Origin of the sequence: Saccharothrix texasensis, from assembly GCF_003752005.1 — a bacterium.
GTDB classification, from domain to species: Bacteria; Actinomycetota; Actinomycetes; order Mycobacteriales; family Pseudonocardiaceae; genus Actinosynnema; species Actinosynnema texasense.
The window spans coordinates 1,338,262-1,356,316 of the sequence record NZ_RJKM01000001.1; the positions used below are offsets into that span (position 1 = coordinate 1,338,262).

An 18,055-nucleotide genomic window follows, 5' to 3' on the forward strand; every position below is an offset into this window, starting at 1 on the left:
GTGGCCGCGGTACCACCGCCATGGCCGTGGTGAGGCCCCGTCGTCCGACTGGGACCGGAACCGCCCCGCGGCGGCGTCACCGGCACGCACAGGTCCGGAAGGTCTTCGCCCGGCACGTACCCGATCCGCTCGACCACTCCGGCGGAGGGCGCGCGGGGACGGTTGGTTGCGAGCCGTGGCGGGCGTTCGAGTCCGGTGGTGGCGTTCAGCGGGTGGTGGTGAACGGCGCGGCGGTGGCGGCGAGCGCGCCTCGGGAGGCGGCGGCGGCCAGCAGGGTTCGCCGGTGGGCCGGGTCCGGTTCGGTGAGGCCCACGTGGTCGCCGAGCAGCAGCAGCACCGCTCCCCGGCGGCGGGCCGCCCACCGCCACGCGTCCGGCTGCTCGACCGGCACGGCGTCCAGCAGTGGCCGGCGGTGGGGCCAGTGGACGGTGAGGGCGCCGGCGGCGTCGAGGTGGACGCGCCACGCGGCGGTGACGGGCAGCGCCACGCGGTCCACCGAGGACACCAGGGTCAACCCCCTCGACGTGAGGCCGGCGGGCGCGAAGCCGCCCTCCAGGAGCAGGACCGCGATGCGGTTGTCCGCGTGGCCCCACACGGCGGCCCGGACGTGCAGGCGTGCGTCGACGGTCATGGTCGGGCCTCCCGGTCGCGGTCGTGCGCCCACCCAATATAGGGGTGGCCCCGAACGAATTCTTCACCGAATTGAGTGAATCAGGCGATATTTTTTCGTAAAAGCAAGCGAAAGCGGCAGCAAATCCTGACAAATGAGACGGTAAAGGCGTCCAAAACTGTAGTGACCTACATCACAGTCAATGGTAATCAACCTGTGACGGAGAGTTAAGTGAGTGACGCATCCCGCCTTTGAACTGCCACTTCCGGAGGTAACGACGCCGTGTGTGCGGCATTCCATCGCGCTCGGAAAAGACCTTCACCGGGCGACCTCGTAGCCGATCTCCTGCTGTCCGGTGGACGCTTCCTGACCTCGGCAGAGGTGTCCGACGACCACCGGGCCGCTTTCCACCGAGGCGGTCGTGAGGGCGATTCGTTCTACCGGGACCGGTGGAGCCACGACAAGGTCGTGCCCTCCACGCACGGCGTGAACTGCACCGGCTCGTGCCGGTGGAACGTCTACGTCAAGGACGGGATCATCACCTGGGAGACCCAGGACGTGGACTACCCGTCGACCGGCCCGGACCGCCCGGAGTACGAGCCGCGCGGCTGTCCCCGAGGCGCGTCGTTCTCCTGGTACACCTACTCGCCGCTGCGGGTGCGCTACCCGTACGCGCGGGGCGTGCTGGTGGAGATGTACCGCGAAGCGCGCCGCGTGCACGACGACCCGGTGGCCGCGTGGCGGTCGGTGGTGGACGACCCGCTCAAGCGCCGCGCCTACCAGCGGGCGCGCGGCAAGGGGGGCCTCGTGCGGGTCTCCTGGGACGAGGCGGTGGAGATGGTCGCCGCCGCGCACGTGCACACGATCAAGCACCACGGCCCCGACCGGATCGCCGGGTTCTCCCCCATCCCGGCCATGTCGATGGTCTCGCACGCGGTGGGTTCGCGGTTCATGGCGCTCATCGGCGCGCCGATGCTGTCGTTCTACGACTGGTACGCCGACCTGCCGCCCGCGTCGCCGCAGGTGTTCGGCGACCAGACCGACGTGCCCGAGTCGGCCGACTGGTGGGACGCGGCGTACCTGATGCTGTGGGGCTCGAACGTCCCGGTGACCCGCACCCCGGACGCGCACTTCATGACCGAGGCGCGGTACCGGGGGCAGAAGGTCGTGGTGTGCTCGCCGGACTACTCCGACGCGACGAAGTTCGCCGACGAGTGGCTGGCGCCGCACCCCGGCACGGACGCCGCGCTGGCGATCGCGATGGGCCACGTGGTGCTGCGCGAGTTCTTCGTGGACGCCGCGACGCCGTCCTTCGCCGACTACGCCCGGCGGTTCACCGACCTGCCGTTCCTGGTCGCGCTGGAGGAGCGCGACGGCGGTTGGGCGCCGGGCAAGTTCCTCACGGCGGCGGACCTGGGCGAGACGGGTCCGGGCGCGGAGTGGAAGACCGTGCTGCTGGACGACCGGGGGCGGCCGGTGACGCCGAACGGCTCGCTGGGCTTCCGGTGGGCCGACGAGCCGGGCCGGTGGAACCTGGACCTGGACGGCGTGACGCCCACCCTGTCCCTGCACCCCGGCTCGCACGAGTCGGTCGAGGTGCTGCTGCCCCGGTTCGACGCGCCGGACGGCTCCGGCGCCGCCGTGGTGCGGGGCGTGCCGGTGCGCCGGGTCGCGGGCCGGACCGTCACCACGGTCCACGACCTGCTGCTGGCGCAGTACGGCGTGGCGAGGCCCGGCCTGCCCGGTCGGTGGCCCGCCGGGTACGACGACGAGGACGAGCCGGGCACCCCGGCGTGGGCGCAGCGGTTAACGGGGGTGCCGGCTGACCGGATCGCGCGCATCGCCCGCGAGTTCGCCGACACCGCCATCCGGTCGGGCGGCCGGTGCATGATCGTGATGGGGGCGGGCACGAACCACTGGTTCCACTCCGACCTGGTCTACCGCTCGTTCCTGACGCTGTTGCTGCTCACCGGCTGCCAGGGCCGCAACGGCGGCGGCTGGGCGCACTACGTCGGCCAGGAGAAGGTCCGCCCGCTGACCGGCTGGTCGACGCTGGCGGGCGCACTGGACTGGCACCGCCCGCCGCGCCAGATGATCGGCACCGCCTACTGGTACACGCACACCGACCAGTGGCGCTACGACCGGCTCACCGCCGGGGCGTTGACGTGGCCGGGCTCGAAGGGCCGGCTCGCGGACCGCACGGTGGCCGACTGCCTGTCGCAGTCGGCGCGGCTGGGCTGGATGCCGTCGTACCCGACGTTCGACCGCAACCCGCTGGACCTGGTCGACGAGGCGGAGGCGGCGGGCGCGGACCCGGTCGAGCACGTGGTGGCCGGCGTGCGGTCGGGCGAGGTGGGCTTCGCCTGCGAGGACCCGGACGCGCCGGGGAACTGGCCGCGGGTGCTGACCGTGTGGCGGGCGAACCTGCTGGGTTCCTCGGCCAAGGGCAACGAGTACTTCCTGCGGCACCTGCTGGGCGCGGACGGCAATCCCCGGGCGGCGGAGACGCCCGCGCACGAGCGCCCGCGCGCGGTGCGGTGGCGGCAGGACGCGCCGGAGGGGAAGCTGGACCTGCTGCTGGCGCTGGACTTCCGGATGACGAGCACGACGTTGTTCGCCGACGTGACGCTGCCGGCCGCCACCTGGTACGAGAAGCACGACCTGTCCAGCACGGACATGCACCCGTTCGTGCACTCGTTCAACGCCGCCGTGGACCCGCCCTGGCAGGCGCGCACCGACTTCGACGCCTTCCACGCCATCGCGGCCAAGCTGAGCGAGCTGGCGGTCACCCACCTCGGTGTGCGCCGCGACCTGGTGGCGACCGCGATGCAGCACGACACGCCCGGCGAGACGGCCCAGCCCGGCGGTGTCGTGCGCGACTGGCGCGACGGCGAGTGCGACCCGGTGCCCGGCCGCACCTTCCCCGTGCTCACGGTGGTCGAGCGGGACTACACGGCCATCGCGGCGAAGCTGGCGGCGCTGGGCCCCCTGGTGGACGAGCTCGGCGTCACGGCCAAGGGGTGGACCGCGCGCGTGGCCCCGGAAGTGGCGTGGCTGGCCGAGTCCAACGGTGTCGTGGCGTCCGGTCCGGCGGCGGGGCGGCCATCGTTGGACACCGACCGCAAGGCGGCCGACGCGGTGCTCGCGCTGTCGGGCACCACCAACGGCCGCGTCGCTGACGAGGGGTTCCGGTGGCTGGAGGAACGGGTCGGCAAACCGCTGCGGCCGCTGGTGGAGCACGACCGCGCGCACCGCGTCACGTTCGCCGACACCCGTTCCCGGCCCGCCTCGGTGGTCACCAGCCCGGAGTGGTCCGGCGACGAGTCCGGTGGACGCCGCTACTCGCCGTTCACCATCAACGTCGAGCGGTTCAAGCCGTGGCACACCCTCACCGGCCGCCAGCACTTCTTCCTCGACCACGACTGGGTCGCCGAGATCGGCGAGCAACTGCCCGTCTACCGGCCGCCGCTGGACCTGCACCGGCTCTTCGGCGAACCACGCCTGGGACCGAACGGCCCCGAGGTGACCGTCCGGTACCTGACGCCGCACTCCAAGTGGTCGATCCACTCCGAGTACCAGGACAACCCGATCATGCAGACGCTCTCGCGCGGCGGGCCCGCGTTCTGGGTCAGCCCCGCCGACGCCGCCGCCATCGGCGTGTCGGACAACGACTGGGTGGAGGCGGTCAACCGCAACGGCGTGGTCGTCGGGCGCGCCATCGTGTCCCACCGGATGCCCACCGGCACCGTTTTCCTCTACCACGCGCAGGAACGCACGGTGAACGTGCCCAAGAGCGAGACCACCGGCAAGCGCGGCGGCATCCACAACTCGCTCACCCGCCTGCAGATCAAGCCGACCCACCTCATCGGCGGGTACGCCCAGCTCAGCTTCGCCCTGAACTACTACGGCCCCACCGGCAACCAGCGCGACGAGGTGACCGTGCTGCGCCGGCGCGGGCAGGAGGTGCGGTACTGATGCGTGTGATGGCGCAGCTGGCCATGGTGATGAACCTGGACAAGTGCATCGGGTGCCACACCTGCTCGGTCACGTGCAAGCAGACGTGGACCAACCGCGACGGCGTCGAGTACGCGTGGTTCAACAACGTGGAGACCAAGCCCGGCCAGGGCTACCCGCGCCGCTACGAGGACCAGGAGCGCTGGCGCGGCGGGTGGGAGCTGCGGCGGGGCAAGCTCGTCCCGGCCGCCGGAGGGCGGTTGCGGCGGTTGGCGAACCTGTTCGCCAACCCGGAGATGCCGGCGCTGGAGGACTACTACGAGCCGTGGACCTACGACTACCGCACCCTCACCGACGCGCCGCTGGGCGACGACACGCCCGTGGCCCGGCCGGTGTCCGCGATCACCGGCGAGCCGACCTCCGTGCGGTGGGGCCCGAACTGGGAGGACAGCCTGGGCGGCGCGCCCGAGCACGCGCGGGCCGACCCGATGGTGCAGCGCCTGGGCCAGGAGATCAGGCTGGAGTTCGAGCAGTCGTTCATGTTCTACCTGCCGCGCATCTGCGAGCACTGCCTCAACCCGTCGTGCGTGGCCTCGTGCCCGTCCGGCGCGATGTACAAGCGGTCCGAGGACGGCATCGTGCTGGTGGACCAGGACCGCTGCCGGGGCTGGCGGATGTGCGTGTCGGGGTGCCCGTACAAGAAGGTGTACTTCAACCACCGCACCGGCAAGGCCGAGAAGTGCACGTTCTGCTACCCCCGGCTGGAGGTCGGGCTGCCGACCGTGTGCGCGGAGACGTGCGTCGGGCGGCTGCGCTACATCGGGGTGCTGCTCTACGACGCCGACCGGGTCGGCGAGGCGGCGAGCGAACCGGACGAGCAGCGGCTCTACCAGGCCCAGCTGGGCGTCTTCCTGGACCCGCACGACCCCGAGGTGGTGCGCGCGGCCGAACGGGCGGGCGTGCCGCACGACTGGATCACCGCCGCCCAGCGCTCCCCCGTGCACTCGCTGATCACCCGCTACCGGGTGGCGCTGCCCCTGCACCCGGAGTACCGCACCATGCCGATGGTCTGGTACATCCCGCCGCTGTCGCCGGTGGTCGACGCGCTGGCCGGCACCGGGTTCGACGGCGAGGAGGCGGGCAACCTGTTCGGCGCGATCGACGCGCTGCGCATCCCGCTGGACTACCTCGCCGGGATGTTCACGGCGGGCGACCCGGAGCCGGTCCGCCTGGCCCTGCGCCGCCTGGCCGCGATGCGCTCGCACATGCGGGCGGTCAACCTGGGCGAGACGCCCGACCCGGCGGCGTCCACCGGGGTCGGCATGGACGTCGGCTCCCTGGAGGCGATGTACCGGCTGCTGGCCGTGGCGAAGTACGAGGACCGGTACGTCATCCCGACCGCCGCCGTGGGCCAGGCGCACGACCTGGAGGGCATCGCGACCACGTGCAGCGTGGGCGACGAGCCGGCGCCCGGCGGACGGACCGACCTGTTCGTCTGGCGGGACGGCGAGCGACCCGCCGGGATGTTCCCCACCCTGCGGGAGAAGGGCAAGCCGTGAACCGCCGCGACACCAGGGTGCGCCAACAGGTCGCGTCGCACTGCCTGCACTACCCCGACGACGTGCGGCTCCCGTTGCTGCGGCGCGCCCTGGAGGAGGTGCCCGACGCCGGGTTGAGCGCGCTGCTGGACCACCTGGCCCGGTCCTCCGCCGTGGCGGCGGCGCGGCACTACGTGGAGGTGTTCGACACCGAAGCCGACCGGTGCCTGCACCTGACGTGGTTCACCGACGGCGACACCCGACGACGTGGCGGCTCGCTGGCCGCGCTCAAGCTGGAGTACCGGCGGCACGGCTTCCGCCTCGACGACGGCGAGCTGCCCGACTACCTGCCCGTGCTGCTGGAGTTCGCCGCCCTGACCGGCGAACCCGGGCAGCGGCTGCTGGCGGGGTTCCGCCCCGCCCTCCGCCTGCTGCACCGCAACCTGCTGGCGGCGGGCACCCCGTACGCCGCGGCGGTGGGCAGCGTGCTCGCCACCGTGCCGGTGCGCGACGACGTCCGCCCCGTCACCGTCGGCGCCCCCGTCGAGCAGGTCGGCGTCGAACCCGTGCTGCTCGGCTACCCGACCCTCCCGGAGCGAACCCGATGACCCTCGACCTGCTGCTGTGGGCGGTGCTGCCCTACGTGACCGCCGTGGTCCTCGTCGGCGGCACGGCGTGGCGCTACCGGCACGACCGGTTCGGCTGGACCACCCGCAGCTCCCAGCTCCACGAGTCGCGCCTGCTGCGCGTCGGCAGCCCGGTGTTCCACCTCGGCCTGCTGTTCGTGGCGGGCGGGCACGTGGCCGGGTTGCTCGTGCCCGCCTCGGTGACGCGGTGGCTGGGCGTGCACGACGAGCTGTACCACCTCGTCTCCCTGGTCGCGGGAGGGGCGGCGGGCGTCGCCGCCGTCGCCGGGCTGGCCGTGCTGGTGTGGCGGCGGCTCCGGACGCCGGCCGTGCGGGCGGCGACGTCGCGCGGCGACCGGCTCACCTACCCGCTGCTCGCCACCACCCTGCTGGTGGGCATGGCCGCCACCGTGCTGGCGAACGGGGTCGGCGGCGGCTACGACTACCGCGCCACCGTGTCGCCGTGGGCTCGCGGTGTGCTGCTGCTGCACCCCGACCCGTCGCTGATGCACGACGTGCCGCTGCCGTACCGGTTGCACGCGCTCGCCGCGATGGCCCTGTTCGCCCTGTGGCCGTTCAGCCGCCTGGTGCACGCCTTCAGCGCCCCGCTGCGCTACCTGGTGCGCCCGTACATCGTCTACCGCGGCCGTGACGACCGGCTCGCCGCCCGTCGTGCGCCCCGGGGCTGGGAGCAGCGGTGACCCTCCGCGTCGCCACCGGCGCCCTGGTGACCACCGCGATCATCGGGGCGCTGGCCGCGCTCACCGGCCAACCGCTGCTGTTCCCCTCCCTGGGGCCCACCGCCTACCTGCTCTTCGCCACCCCGACGCACCCCGCGGCCAGTCCGCGCAACGCGGTCCTGGGCCACCTCGTCGGCATCGCCTCGGGCGCCTGCGGCCTGGCCGCGTTCAGCCTCTGGCAGGCCCCGGTCGACCTCGGGCACCTCTCCTGGGCCCGGGTCGGCGCCGCCACCCTGGCGCTGACCCTCACGTGCGGCGGCATGGCGTGGGCGCGCGTGCCGCACCCGCCGGCCGGCGCCACGACCCTCATCATCGCGCTCGGTGTCCTGCACACACCGTTCCAGCTGGTGGAGATCCTCGTCGGGGTGGTCCTGCTGGTCGCCGCGGCGGTCGCCGGGAACCGGCTGACGGGCATCCCCCATCCCTGGTGGCGCCCGGCGAGCGCGGCGGCGGACGCGCACGAGGACTCCCGGACGTCCCCGCACCCGTGAGGACCGCGGTCAGGCCACCTGGTGCTCCTCGACGGGCACCACGACGACCGGGCACGTCGCGTGCTCCAGGCAGTGCCTGATCACCGACCCGAAGATCGTCATCCCGCCCCGGCTGTAGCCGTGGCGGCCGAGCACCAGGCTGTCCGCCTCCCCGGCCAGCTCCACCAGCGTGGGACCGGGTTCGCCGTCGAGCACCGACTGCTCGACCCGCACGCTCGGGTTGGGCCCCATCCGCGTGACGGCGTCGTCCACCAGGCGCAGCCGGACGGTGTGGAAGAGGTCCGTGCTGCCCTTGGGCGTGCGCATGCCGCACACCGACACCGCGACCACCACCCCGCCGGCCCTGGTGTGGCGTATCGCCCACCTCAGAGCCGCGGCACTGGCCGCCGAGTTGTCCAATCCGACGACGATCCGACTGGCCTCCATCGCGCCTCCTCGAAACGATGCCCCGCCCCGGAATAGTCGAGCCGCCGGATATTTCTGTCGAGCCATTCCCGTCGATTTTTACGGTATTTTTACACCATCGGCCAATAGAAGCAAAAGGTGTTTTACCAAACGTTCCCGCAGCCTTTGAGGTGCACCGAAACCGCAGGTAAACCGGCTGCCTCCGAACCGCCGACAGCCGAAACCGAACGGCCCAGCGACGGCTGACCGGGCGGACACCCACCGGCACGATCCAGGCCGAATGGCATCGCCCGGTCACACCGTCGGCGCATTCGCGAGCGCCGCGCACATCGCGCGGGTTTCCGAATTATTGCGGCTTGTGCGCGTGCGGAGCCGGTGCGGGATCGGCCGTCAGCGACGACCGCTGAGCGTGCGACCGCCCGCGTACTCGGCCTGCGCGCCCAGCTCCTGCTCGATGCGGATCAGCTGGTTGTACTTGGCGGTGCGGTCGGAGCGCGACAGCGAGCCGGTCTTGATCTGACCGCAGTTCAGCGCCACCGCGAGGTCGGCGATGGTGGCGTCCTCGGTCTCGCCGGAGCGGTGCGACATGACCACCGAGTAGCCGGCGCGCAACGCCGTGTTCGAGGTCAGCAGCGTCTCGGTGAGCGTGCCGATCTGGTTGACCTTGACCAGGATCGAGTTGGTGATGCCCAGCTCGATGCCCTTGCGCAGCAGGTCGACGTTGGTGCAGTACAGGTCGTCGCCGACGAGCTGGCAGCGGTCGCCGATGGCGTCGGTGAGCTGCTTCCAGCCCTCGAAGTCGTCCTGCGCCATCGCGTCCTCGATCGAGACGATCGGGAACTTGTCGACCAGCTCGATCAGGTAGGCGACGTGCTCCTCGACCGACCGCTTGCGACCCTCGCCCCGGTAGTCGTACACGCCGTCGGCGTAGAACTCCGATGCCGCGGGGTCGAGCAGCAGCGCGACCTCCTCGCCGGGGGTGTAGCCGGCCTTCTCGATCGCGCCGACCACGAACTCCAGCGCCTCGTCCGCGGAGTCCAGGTTCGGCGCGAACCCGCCCTCGTCGCCGACGTTGGTGTTGTGGCCCGCCTTGCGCAGGCTCGCGCGCAGGGTGTGGAACACCTCCGAGCCCACCCGGACGGCCTCCTCGAAGTTCTCCGCGCCGACCGGCGCGATCATGAACTCCTGGAAGTCGATGGCGTTGTCGGCGTGCGCCCCACCGTTGATGATGTTCATCATCGGCAGCGGCAGCACGTGCGCGAACGTGCCGCCGACGTAGCGGTACAGCGGCTGGCGGTGCGCGGCGGCGGCCGCCTTGGCGACCGCGAGCGACACGCCGAGCGTGGCGTTGGCGCCGAGCCTGGCCTTGTTCGGGGTGCCGTCCAGCTCGATCATCGTCCGGTCGACGACGGACTGCTCCTCGGCCGCCAGGCCCGTGACCGCGTCGGCGATCTCGCCGTTCACCGCGGCGACGGCCTTGCGCACGCCCTTGCCGTGGTACCTGGACTGGTCGCCGTCGCGCAGCTCGACGGCCTCGTTCGTGCCGGTCGACGCGCCCGAGGGCACGGCGGCGCGGCCGATCGACCCGTCCGCCAGCTCCACGTCGACCTCGACGGTCGGGTTGCCGCGGCTGTCCAGGACCTGTCGTCCGACGACGCGCACAATCGCGGTCATGTCGCTCCTCAAGCCAGGTGTATCGGTCAAGAAGCCATACTGCCCTGACTCGGCCCGTCAAGCCACCACCGCCACCAGCCGGCGTGCCCCGGTCACCCGCCGAACGGGGTGACGTCCTCGATCAGGTCGACCAGCGGCCCGAAGAGGTCGACGACGACCTCCCGGACCGCGGGCACGAAGATGACCACGGCCACCAGCAGCGCCACGTACGGAGCGATCCCACCCCTGCGCTTCGACGCCATGCACACCCCCGGATCCGTTCCCACACCCAGCATCGCACGACCGAGGCGGGCGGCCGTGGTCGCGGACCACGACGGGCTGCCCGACCGGCGACGCGACCGGCCCTCAGGCCGCCGCGGCTGCGACGTCGAGGCGGTCGAGGTTGGCCAGGCCGACGGCGGTGGTCGGGTCCAGGCGGACGGTGTTGCCGCCGGCGTTCAGCGAGGCGGTGACGGACTTGGCGGACCAGGTCGTCCAGGCGCCGGTGGACTCGAACGACACCGTGCCGACCACCGCCCCGTTCACCACCAGGTTCGCCGGTCGCGCGGCGCCGCCGCTCTGGCCGTTGGCGAACCGGAAGGCCAGTGCCGTCGGACCCGCCTGCGCCGCGTCGACGGTGAACTCGGCGTACGCCCCGACAGCCGCGTCGCCGTTGCAGAAGCCCGTGCCGGAGAAGCCGGCCTGGTTCGAGTCGATCGTGCCCCGGCACACGGCCGGCGCCGTCTCGGCCTCGTAACGCTGCCCCACCGGCGTCCCGCCGTCGGTCTTGACGAGACCCAGGCCGTCGACGGCGAGGTACCCGTTGCCGCCCGCCGCCCGGATGGTGACGGTGGCGGTGCCGGCGGACAGCGGGATGCCGGCGAGCTCGCGGCGGGTCCAGCCGCCGGAGGCCGGGATGGTGAGCGTGCGCGTGGTGCCGGCGGCGTCGGTGACCGTCATCTGCGTGGCGCTGAGCGATCCGGAGGTCTTGGCGTGCAGGAACATCCTGTAGTTCCCCGCCGGGACCGCGACCTGCTGCCGCACGCCGCCCGAGAAGGACTGCCCCGCGCCGATCTGGAGCGCGAAGCGGGACCCGTTCGCGCCGGCGACGTTCGTCACGAGCGAGCTCGGCCCCGAGTCGCGGAAGTTGGTCCACCCCGTCAGCGCGGACACGGTGACGCGGTCGGCCTGGAAATCGGGGTTGAGCACGAAGTTGTTGTCCGGGCCCACCCGCCACTCCCCCGTCGTGGCGTTGAGCTGCCACTGGCTCACCGAGTGGAACCGGGGCCGCGCGCCGTCCTTGGTCACCGGCATCCACTGGTTGTAGCCGAGGCCGTTCCAGGCGAAGTCGGCCCAGCGGTCACCGGCGAAGACCACCGTGTGCTGCTTGGTCCCCTTCACGGTCACGAAGAACCCCGTCTGGGTCACGTGGCTGTAGTCCAGCTCGGTGCCCGCGAGCGTGTACTCCCCCGAGTAGGAGCCCTGGACCGTGCCGCCGGTCGACTCCAGGACGTGCGTGACCGAGGTGTTCCAGCCGTGCAGGTCCGAGGCCGCGTGGTAGTACCTGCCGTCGAGCTTGAACATGGCGTTGCCCTCGCGGCCGTCGGCGCTGTACCCGATCTGCACCGCCGGTTCCACCCGCAGCGAGTCGGACTCCCGGAGCTTGCCGACGAAGGCGCGTGCCCGGCCCGAGCGGTTGGAGAAGACCAGGTAGTCCCTGCCGTCGTCGTCGGTGAAGATCGTCTGGTCACCGGTGCCGGTCGTGGGCGAGTTGGTGATCTGGGTCTGGAAGTGGCCGTAGGTGAAGGCGCCGGTCGGGGTGCCGCCCTGCAGGAACAGGACGCCGTCGCCGCCGTGCGACGGCAGGTACGCCTGCACGAGCAGCACGTACTTGCCGGTGTTCTCGTTGTAGGACACGCCGAGGCGGCCGACCCACCCGGCCTGGCCCAGGTTGCCGCTGTTGGGCAGGGCCGTGGAGCGCGTGGCGATCCGGTTCTCGAACTTCCAGTTGACCAGGTCCCGGGACGAGTAGACCGGGATCGAGACGAAGGAGACCTCGTTGTCGTACTTGCGCGTCGGGTTGGCCCGGTAGCTCTCGGCGCCGAGGTAGTGCACGCCGTACCAGTAGTAGGTGTCGCCGAACTTGAAGACACCGCCGCCCTGCGAGTAGATCGGGTTGCCGCTGGTGTCGTTCCAGAACGTGTTGTTGGTGATGGTCTGGAACGTGCCCTCGTCCGCGGCCTCCAGGTCGGCGGCGGCGGTCACCAGGGCCGTCTTCGCCGCCGCGACCTCCGGCTCGCTCGCCGAGGCGTTCTTCGCGACGCCGTCCGCCGCGGTCAGCGCCTCGGCGAAGGGCTTCCAGGAGTCGGCGGTGTACTCGGCCGGGACACGGGTCCGGTAGTCGGCGACCGTCGTCGTGAGACCGTGCGGGTCCGCCGCCGTGTCGCCGGGCGCGGCCTGCGCCGCCTGCGGCAGCACCGTGGAGACGGACAGCAGGGCCGCGACGAGCATCGCCCGCCGCTTCATCGGCGTGCGCGGTGTTCGGGTCATGGTGGTGCCTTTCGCTGCGTGGGCGCTGTTCACTCGCTGTTCGAACGCGCCGGGGTTCCAGGAGTCGCGCGTGGCGGCCGTGCCGTTCAGGTCGGAAGTGAGGCAGTGGCGACTGTGCACGTGCACAGCTTTGCAATAGCGATTTCCCCAGTTCAACTAGGCAGACTGGAGCATTTCGCTTATTTAGCAGCACAGTTTCTGTGAACGTGCACAACGATGGGCGACCGCACGAAGATCCGCCCGGCGACGTTAGTTAAAACGTTTACACCGACCGTACCCAGCTTAGAGGAAGGCTATCTGCTGTCAACAGCTTGACAGGCGTAAACGCTTTCACAAGGCGATGATTTCCTGGGAGCGATGGGGGCGCGGGCGCGACGCGGTGGCCGCCCCGCGTCCGGGCCAGGAGGCAGGCTCGGACGTGGGGCGGGCAGGGGCGACCGGGTGGTGCCGGCTCAGCCGGTGGAGAGGACCGAGGACAGGATCGGCGCCAGCCGGTCGGCGATCTTGCGGTGACCCTGGTCGTTCGGGTGCACGTTGTCCGTGGTGTCGGTGGCCTCCACGATCCAGCCCGTGGTGTCCACGAACCGCACCTTCGAGTCGTTGACGACGGCCACCGCGGCCTGCGTCTCGGGGATGAAGCGCTTCCGGAAGGTCTGCATGGCCAGGATCGTGGCGTTCGGGTACTTCTGCCGGGCCCGCTGGATCAGGGTGACGTAGGCGCTCTGGAACTGCTCCTTGGTCACGCTGTGGCCGACGTCGTTGGTGCCCAGGTTGATCACCACGGCGTCGGCGCGGTAGCGGGAGAAGTCCCAGGTCGCCGCGTCGGCCTGCAGACCGGTGCGCAGGAACCGGTCGCTCATGCCGATGCAGCCGTCGGCCGCCGACACCAGGCACGCGCCGCCCACCGCGATCTGGGTGTGGCCCGTGCCGAGGCGCTCGCCGACCAGCCAGCCGTAGGCGGTCAGCGCCTGCTTGGACGACTGCTGGCCCACGGTGATGGAGTCGCCCACGAACTCGATCAGCTTCGCGGGCACGGGCGGCGCGAACGTCGACGCGCCGGCCTCCAGCTGGATGCCGCGGAAGACCGCGTCACCCTTGTAAGAGCCGGCGATCGGCCGGTAGGACACGCGCAGGGTGTGGTTGCCCGCCGCCAGCGGCGTGGGGGTGAGGTCCACCGTGCCGCTGCGGTTGACGTAGGAGACGTCCGGACCGCCGTCGACGCTGACGAAGAAGTCGATCGCGTTGCGCTGCTTGAGCTGCACCGTCCGCCCGGTGAACCCGACGGTCACGTAGGCGCCCGCCCACTCGGAGACGTACGCGGTGGGGTCGGAGGTGTTCCACCGGCCGAAGTACTTGACGTTGGGGTCGGTCGGCGAGCCGTTGCCGCCCGGTGTGGTGGTGCCGAGCCGGACGAGCTGCCACTGCTGGTTCGCGCCCGAGTTCACGTCGTACTGCGAGATCCGCGCACCCTCGGCCGTCGAACGCTCCCACACGTCCAACGCCTTGCCGCTGTTGCGGTTGACCAACCGGACATAACCACTGTCGGTGTCCACCACACCGAACTGCTGGTTCACCGCATCACGATCGGTCCACTGCACCACGTCCGCACCGTTCGCCGTCGACGCCGACGCGACGTCCACCACCCGGCCGCTGTACCGCGACCTCAACCGGAAGAACCCACCACCCGAATCCACGAACTGGAACTGCTGAGCCGACGAATCCGACCGCGACGCCTGCACCACGGCACCACCGTCCACCGCCGACCGCACCTGCATCACCTTGCCACTGTGCCGAGCCACCACCACATACGTGGCCGACGTGTCCACGGTCGCGGCCCGGGCCGACGGCGCGGCCGGCGCGAGGACCGCGACCGCACCGACCACGAGCGCCACCGCCGATCGCACGACCGCACCGCATGACGACAATGTCATGTACGTGCCTTTCACCTGGAGTTGGCACAGCGGCGGAGCCGCCGGAGGGAGGGCATTCTCTCCGGTCCGATGGTCGCGCCGAATTCGCGGCGTCGTCAATGGTCGCATCTCGTATGGGGTGACCCGTCGAATATTCGACGGACGTGGCACATCACCCTTTTCCGGCACCGCCGCCGCCCGCGCTCACGGGAATCGGGCCGGCCGTCGACGGGTCGGTATCCCGGATAACGCAGGCGGCATGACGCGTCCGCCGGAAAGCGCTATCCGATCAGCCGGACGCCGCAGGGGGCCGCCCGGCCGTCCACGCGCAGGCCGGAGGGCCGGTCGGGCGGATGCCCGACCGGCCCTCCGGCGTGGGTGGTCGCGGCGGTCAGTTCGGCTCGACGGGCAGCCACAGCTCGCAGGTCGCGGTGCTGAAGTCGGCCGCGCGGTCGAGGACCGCGACGATCGAGGGGCCCGGCCGCAGGCGCCACGGGTTGGACGGGAACCACTCCGTCGCGGTGGCGGCCCACGTCGTCTGCAAGGCCTGCGGGTAGGCCCCGGTGGTGCGGAAGACCGCCCACCGGCCCGCCGGCACCTCGATGCCGTCCAGGTCGTCCGGGGTCCGGGTGTCCCCGGTGACGGCGACCCCGTGCAGGTAGGTCAGCTCACTGCCCTCGGTGGCGTCGGGGTCGAGGTCGTCGCTGACCTGCAACAGACCCCGGGGCTCGGTGTCGCCGAGTGCCTTGAGCCGCGCGTGCTCCTCCTGCGGCAACGCGGTGATGTGCTCCTGGATGTGCGGGTTGACGCCGTGGTGGATGAGCGGCACGCGGGTGGCGTGCCCGACGAGCCGGAACGCGGGGCGCTCGACGATGCGGGTGTCCATGGGGGTGCTCCCTTCGACGGTCAGGCGGAACCTGAGCTGCGGTTGTGCGCGAAGGGGGCCTCCGTCGCGGCGGACGTCGCCGGGGTTCGCGCCGTGCACGGCGCGGAACGCCCGGCCGAACGCCTCGGTCGAGCCGTACCCGTGCCGGACCGCGATGCCCAGCAGGTCGTCCTCGCCCCGGACGACGTCGGCGGCGGCGACGGTCATGCGGCGCCGGCGCACGTACTCCGACAGCGGCATGCCCGCCAGCGACGAGAACATCCGGCGCAGGTGGTACCCGGTGGTGCCGAGCGCCCTGGCCAACGCGTCGACGTCCGCCTCCTCGCCGAGGTGCTCCTCGACCAGGTCGACGAGCCGGTTGAGTGCCGAGATCATGGCGGCCTCCCTTCGACGTCAACCCTGGCCGAGGGGCGGGTGGCCGCGCCCGACCGCGGCGAACCGATCCGATCAGTCCGGCGGCGCCGCGGTCGACCGGAACCCCGGACATCATGTCGGACGGCCCGTCCGGGCGCGCACGACGATCGCCTCGTCGTCGTCCGGGTCGTAGAAGACGTCGACCGCGGCGCCGACCACCGGCGCGGCGAACATCGAGGTGACCATCGTGGCCACCGCCGTGCGCGGACCGGAGGTGCCCTGGTAGGACACGTGCACCGCGAACCGCGGGTTGCCCATCCCCCAGTCGTGGGTGAACTCGACGTGCTCGATCCGCCCGGTGACCCGCCAGCTCCCCTGATCGAGGTCGGGCGGGGTGTCCTGCCGCTTCGCGCCCTTGCGGGCCTGGTGCGCCAGCAGCGCGCCGGTCACCACCGCGAGCTCGGCGAACACGCCGGGCAGGAGGTACGGCTCGTAGTAGACGACCCAGTCCACGAAGGTCCACGGCTGCGCCGGTGCTCCGTCGGCGAACGGCAGCCGCTCGCCGACCGCCTCGGGGGCCGTCCAGGACGACGCCGCGAGGGCCGTGCCGATCGCCAGGCCGAGGCACGTGGCGAAACCGCCGACGCCGACGCCCGTGCCGGGCCACCAGGGGGCGCTCCAGTCGGTCCACCTCATGGCGAAGCCGAGCGCGGACGCGATCGTGACGAAGACGCTGAAGACCACGATCAGCGAGATCGCCGAGGGGCCCTGCTCCCAGGCGCCGGACCGGTTGAGCGACATCGACCGGAGCCCGTCGAGGATGCCGAGCGCGCCGGACCACCCGACGACCGCCCAGCTCAGCGCGGCGGGCACGCTGAGCAGCCACACCTTGCGGCGGGCCTCGCGCTCCCGCCCGGGGTCGTCCGGCAGGCCCAGGCCGGCCCACCACAGCTTCCCGTAGGGGAACACGGAAACCTCCTCGCGCGGGGTCGACGGACGGCCGGTGGGTCAGTCGACGAGCCCGAACACCCCGACGTTGGCCGGGTCGGCGGGGTCGATCCGGGCTTCGTGCCTGGTGCCGGGGGTGTACTGCGAGAACGCCGTGGTCGGCACCAGGTGCGTGATCGTGGTCCGGTAGGTCGTGCCGTCCGCGCGGGTGACGTCGAGCGCCGAGGTGTACTGGAGCTGGCCGGCGACGGCCCTCCCGGTCGGGTCGAGGGTGCGGACGACGGCGGTGGCGGGCTCGCCGGACTCGTGCAGCCACCGCAGGTTCTGGCCGTACGTGGTGACCTCGCGCTGCTGGCGCAGCTGCTCCTCGGCCGGCAGCCCCATGAACTCGGCCATCGCCGGGTCGTCGGTCATGGTCCCGAACGCGTGCGACACCATGCCGAGCGTCGGCAGCTGCGGCCGGATGTCGTGGCCCTGCGCGGCGGCTTCCCGCTGGAACTGCGCCGCGTGGCCCTGGAAGTCCTGCTCGGCCCGCGCGGTCGCCTGCCGCGTGGCGTTGTCGATCTTGTCGCGAATCTTCTTGAACACGGTGCCCTGCCTCCCGAGCCGCTGACGTGGTGAGCACAGCGTGCGGCGGTCGCGGGCCCTACCGGTCCCAGGTTCGGCCGGTTGCGGAAGCCGAACGTCCGCAACCGCCGTTACCGTGCCGCGCATGACCGACGACACCCCACTGCGCGCGCCGGCGGCCGGCGCCGCGGGCCCGATCACCGAGGAGCAGGTCCGGGTCGTCCCCGCCAACGAGGCGTCGTGGGACGACCTGCGGGACGTCTTCGGCGCCTCCGAACCCGGTCAGTGCCGGTGCCAGCGGTTGAAGGTCGTCGGCTGGCTCTGGCGCGACACCACCCAGGAGGAGCGCACCGCGATGCTGCGCGAGCAGACCGGGTGCGACACCCCGGACGCGCGGGTCACCAGCGGTCTGGTGGCCTACGTCGACGGCGAGCCGGCGGGCTGGGTCGCGGTGGAGCCGCGCACGGCCTACCCGAAGCTGCGCACGTCCCGCATCCCGTGGAAGGGGCGCGAGGAGGACAAGGACGACGGCACGACGTGGGCGGTGACCTGCTTCGTGGTCCGCAAGGGCTTCCGGGGCCGCGGCCTGACCTACCTGCTGGCCCGTGCGGCGGTCGGCTTCGCCCGTGACCGCGGCGCCCGCGCGCTGGAGGCCTACCCGATGATCACCGAGCCGGGCCGGGACGTGATCTGGGGCGAGATGCGCGTCGGCGCGCGCCAGGTGTTCGAGGAGGCCGGGTTCACGCAGGTCAGCCACCCGACCCTGCGCCGGGTCGTCATGCGGTTCGACTTCGAGCGGTGAAGTCCGGGCGCCGGCGCGGCC

General features: G+C 71.9%; 15 protein-coding genes. 6 read left to right on the forward strand and 9 right to left on the reverse strand.

Annotated features, from left to right (window positions below):
- Nucleotides 1-205: 205 nt before the first annotated feature.
- Nucleotides 206-631, reverse strand: a complete 426-nt coding sequence (locus EDD40_RS04990; protein ID WP_123741840.1) for a hypothetical protein — start codon at nucleotides 629-631, stop codon at nucleotides 206-208.
- Between the two features lie 360 nt (nucleotides 632-991).
- Between EDD40_RS04990 and EDD40_RS04995 the strand changes: the two genes are divergently transcribed.
- Genes EDD40_RS04995 through EDD40_RS05015 form a run of 5 tightly spaced genes read left to right on the forward strand, consistent with a single transcriptional unit; the run spans nucleotide 992 to nucleotide 7,959 of the window.
- A complete protein-coding gene (locus EDD40_RS04995) occupies nucleotides 992-4,585 on the forward strand; it encodes a nitrate reductase subunit alpha (RefSeq protein WP_246037416.1) in 3,594 nt (1,197 codons plus the stop codon).
- Entirely contained in the window at nucleotides 4,585-6,123 is a 1,539-nt protein-coding gene (gene narH, locus EDD40_RS05000) for a nitrate reductase subunit beta (RefSeq protein ID WP_123741841.1), read from the forward strand. The genes EDD40_RS04995 and narH overlap by 1 nt, the downstream gene beginning before the upstream one ends.
- Nucleotides 6,120-6,710, forward strand: a complete 591-nt coding sequence (narJ, locus tag EDD40_RS05005; protein ID WP_123741842.1) for a nitrate reductase molybdenum cofactor assembly chaperone — start codon at nucleotides 6,120-6,122, stop codon at nucleotides 6,708-6,710. Before narH ends, narJ begins: the two co-directional genes overlap by 4 nt.
- A complete protein-coding gene (gene narI / locus EDD40_RS05010; protein WP_123741843.1) occupies nucleotides 6,707-7,429 on the forward strand; it encodes a respiratory nitrate reductase subunit gamma in 723 nt (240 codons plus the stop codon). The genes narJ and narI overlap by 4 nt, the downstream gene beginning before the upstream one ends.
- Nucleotides 7,426-7,959 carry an HPP family protein gene (locus EDD40_RS05015; protein WP_246037418.1) on the forward strand — a complete coding sequence of 178 codons (534 nt, stop codon included), beginning with the start codon at nucleotides 7,426-7,428 and terminating at the stop codon, nucleotides 7,957-7,959. Before narI ends, EDD40_RS05015 begins: the two co-directional genes overlap by 4 nt.
- Nucleotides 7,960-7,968: 9 nt before the next feature.
- Here the strand turns inward: EDD40_RS05015 and EDD40_RS05020 are convergent, their stop codons facing one another.
- The 8 genes from EDD40_RS05020 to EDD40_RS05055 form a co-directional block, all read right to left on the reverse strand.
- Nucleotides 7,969-8,385, reverse strand: a complete 417-nt coding sequence (locus tag EDD40_RS05020) for a universal stress protein (protein ID WP_170184951.1) — start codon at nucleotides 8,383-8,385, stop codon at nucleotides 7,969-7,971.
- Between the two features lie 369 nt (nucleotides 8,386-8,754).
- Entirely contained in the window at nucleotides 8,755-10,038 is a 1,284-nt protein-coding gene (eno, locus tag EDD40_RS05025) for a phosphopyruvate hydratase (RefSeq protein ID WP_123741846.1), read from the reverse strand.
- Nucleotides 10,039-10,130: 92 nt separating this feature from the next.
- Nucleotides 10,131-10,280 (reverse strand): hypothetical protein, encoded by a 150-nt coding sequence (locus tag EDD40_RS05030; protein WP_246037420.1) that lies wholly within the window; start codon nucleotides 10,278-10,280, stop codon nucleotides 10,131-10,133.
- Between the two features lie 103 nt (nucleotides 10,281-10,383).
- On the reverse strand, nucleotides 10,384-12,567 hold the full coding sequence (locus EDD40_RS05035) for a family 43 glycosylhydrolase (RefSeq protein ID WP_211348088.1): 2,184 nt from the start codon (nucleotides 12,565-12,567) through the stop codon (nucleotides 10,384-10,386).
- A 452-nt stretch (nucleotides 12,568-13,019) separates the two neighbouring features.
- The gene (locus EDD40_RS05040) at nucleotides 13,020-14,471 is read right to left on the reverse strand and encodes an RICIN domain-containing protein (protein ID WP_211348089.1); all 1,452 of its coding nucleotides are present in this window, start codon (nucleotides 14,469-14,471) and stop codon (nucleotides 13,020-13,022) included.
- A gap of 397 nt (nucleotides 14,472-14,868) precedes the next feature.
- Nucleotides 14,869-15,738, reverse strand: a complete 870-nt coding sequence (locus tag EDD40_RS05045) for an AraC family transcriptional regulator (RefSeq protein WP_123741849.1) — start codon at nucleotides 15,736-15,738, stop codon at nucleotides 14,869-14,871.
- A 111-nt stretch (nucleotides 15,739-15,849) separates the two neighbouring features.
- Nucleotides 15,850-16,686 (reverse strand): DUF3592 domain-containing protein, encoded by an 837-nt coding sequence (locus EDD40_RS05050; protein ID WP_123741850.1) that lies wholly within the window; start codon nucleotides 16,684-16,686, stop codon nucleotides 15,850-15,852.
- Between the two features lie 39 nt (nucleotides 16,687-16,725).
- Nucleotides 16,726-17,253, reverse strand: coding sequence for a hypothetical protein (locus tag EDD40_RS05055; RefSeq protein WP_123741851.1), 528 nt, complete (start codon nucleotides 17,251-17,253; stop codon nucleotides 16,726-16,728).
- A gap of 124 nt (nucleotides 17,254-17,377) precedes the next feature.
- Here EDD40_RS05055 and EDD40_RS05060 point away from each other — a divergent pair, with 124 nt between their 5' ends.
- Entirely contained in the window at nucleotides 17,378-18,034 is a 657-nt protein-coding gene (locus EDD40_RS05060) for a GNAT family N-acetyltransferase (RefSeq protein WP_123741852.1), read from the forward strand.
- The last annotated feature ends 21 nt before the right edge of the window (nucleotides 18,035-18,055 follow it).

Excerpts from the sequence above, each read along its gene's own strand:
- eno (WP_123741846.1), bottom strand. The coding sequence starts at position 10,038 with ATGACCGCGATTGTGCGCGTCGTCGGACGACAGGTCCTGGACAGCCGC.
- narH (WP_123741841.1), top strand. The coding sequence starts at position 4,585 with ATGCGTGTGATGGCGCAGCTGGCCATGGTGATGAACCTGGACAAGTGC.
- EDD40_RS05045 (WP_123741849.1), bottom strand. The coding sequence starts at position 15,738 with ATGATCTCGGCACTCAACCGGCTCGTCGACCTGGTCGAGGAGCACCTC.
- EDD40_RS05020 (WP_170184951.1), bottom strand. The coding sequence starts at position 8,385 with ATGGAGGCCAGTCGGATCGTCGTCGGATTGGACAACTCGGCGGCCAGT.
- narI (WP_123741843.1), top strand. The coding sequence starts at position 6,707 with ATGACCCTCGACCTGCTGCTGTGGGCGGTGCTGCCCTACGTGACCGCC.
- EDD40_RS05030 (WP_246037420.1), bottom strand. The coding sequence starts at position 10,280 with ATGGCGTCGAAGCGCAGGGGTGGGATCGCTCCGTACGTGGCGCTGCTG.
- EDD40_RS04990 (WP_123741840.1), bottom strand. The coding sequence starts at position 631 with ATGACCGTCGACGCACGCCTGCACGTCCGGGCCGCCGTGTGGGGCCAC.
- EDD40_RS05060 (WP_123741852.1), top strand. The coding sequence starts at position 17,378 with ATGACCGACGACACCCCACTGCGCGCGCCGGCGGCCGGCGCCGCGGGC.
- EDD40_RS05035 (WP_211348088.1), bottom strand. The coding sequence starts at position 12,567 with ATGACCCGAACACCGCGCACGCCGATGAAGCGGCGGGCGATGCTCGTC.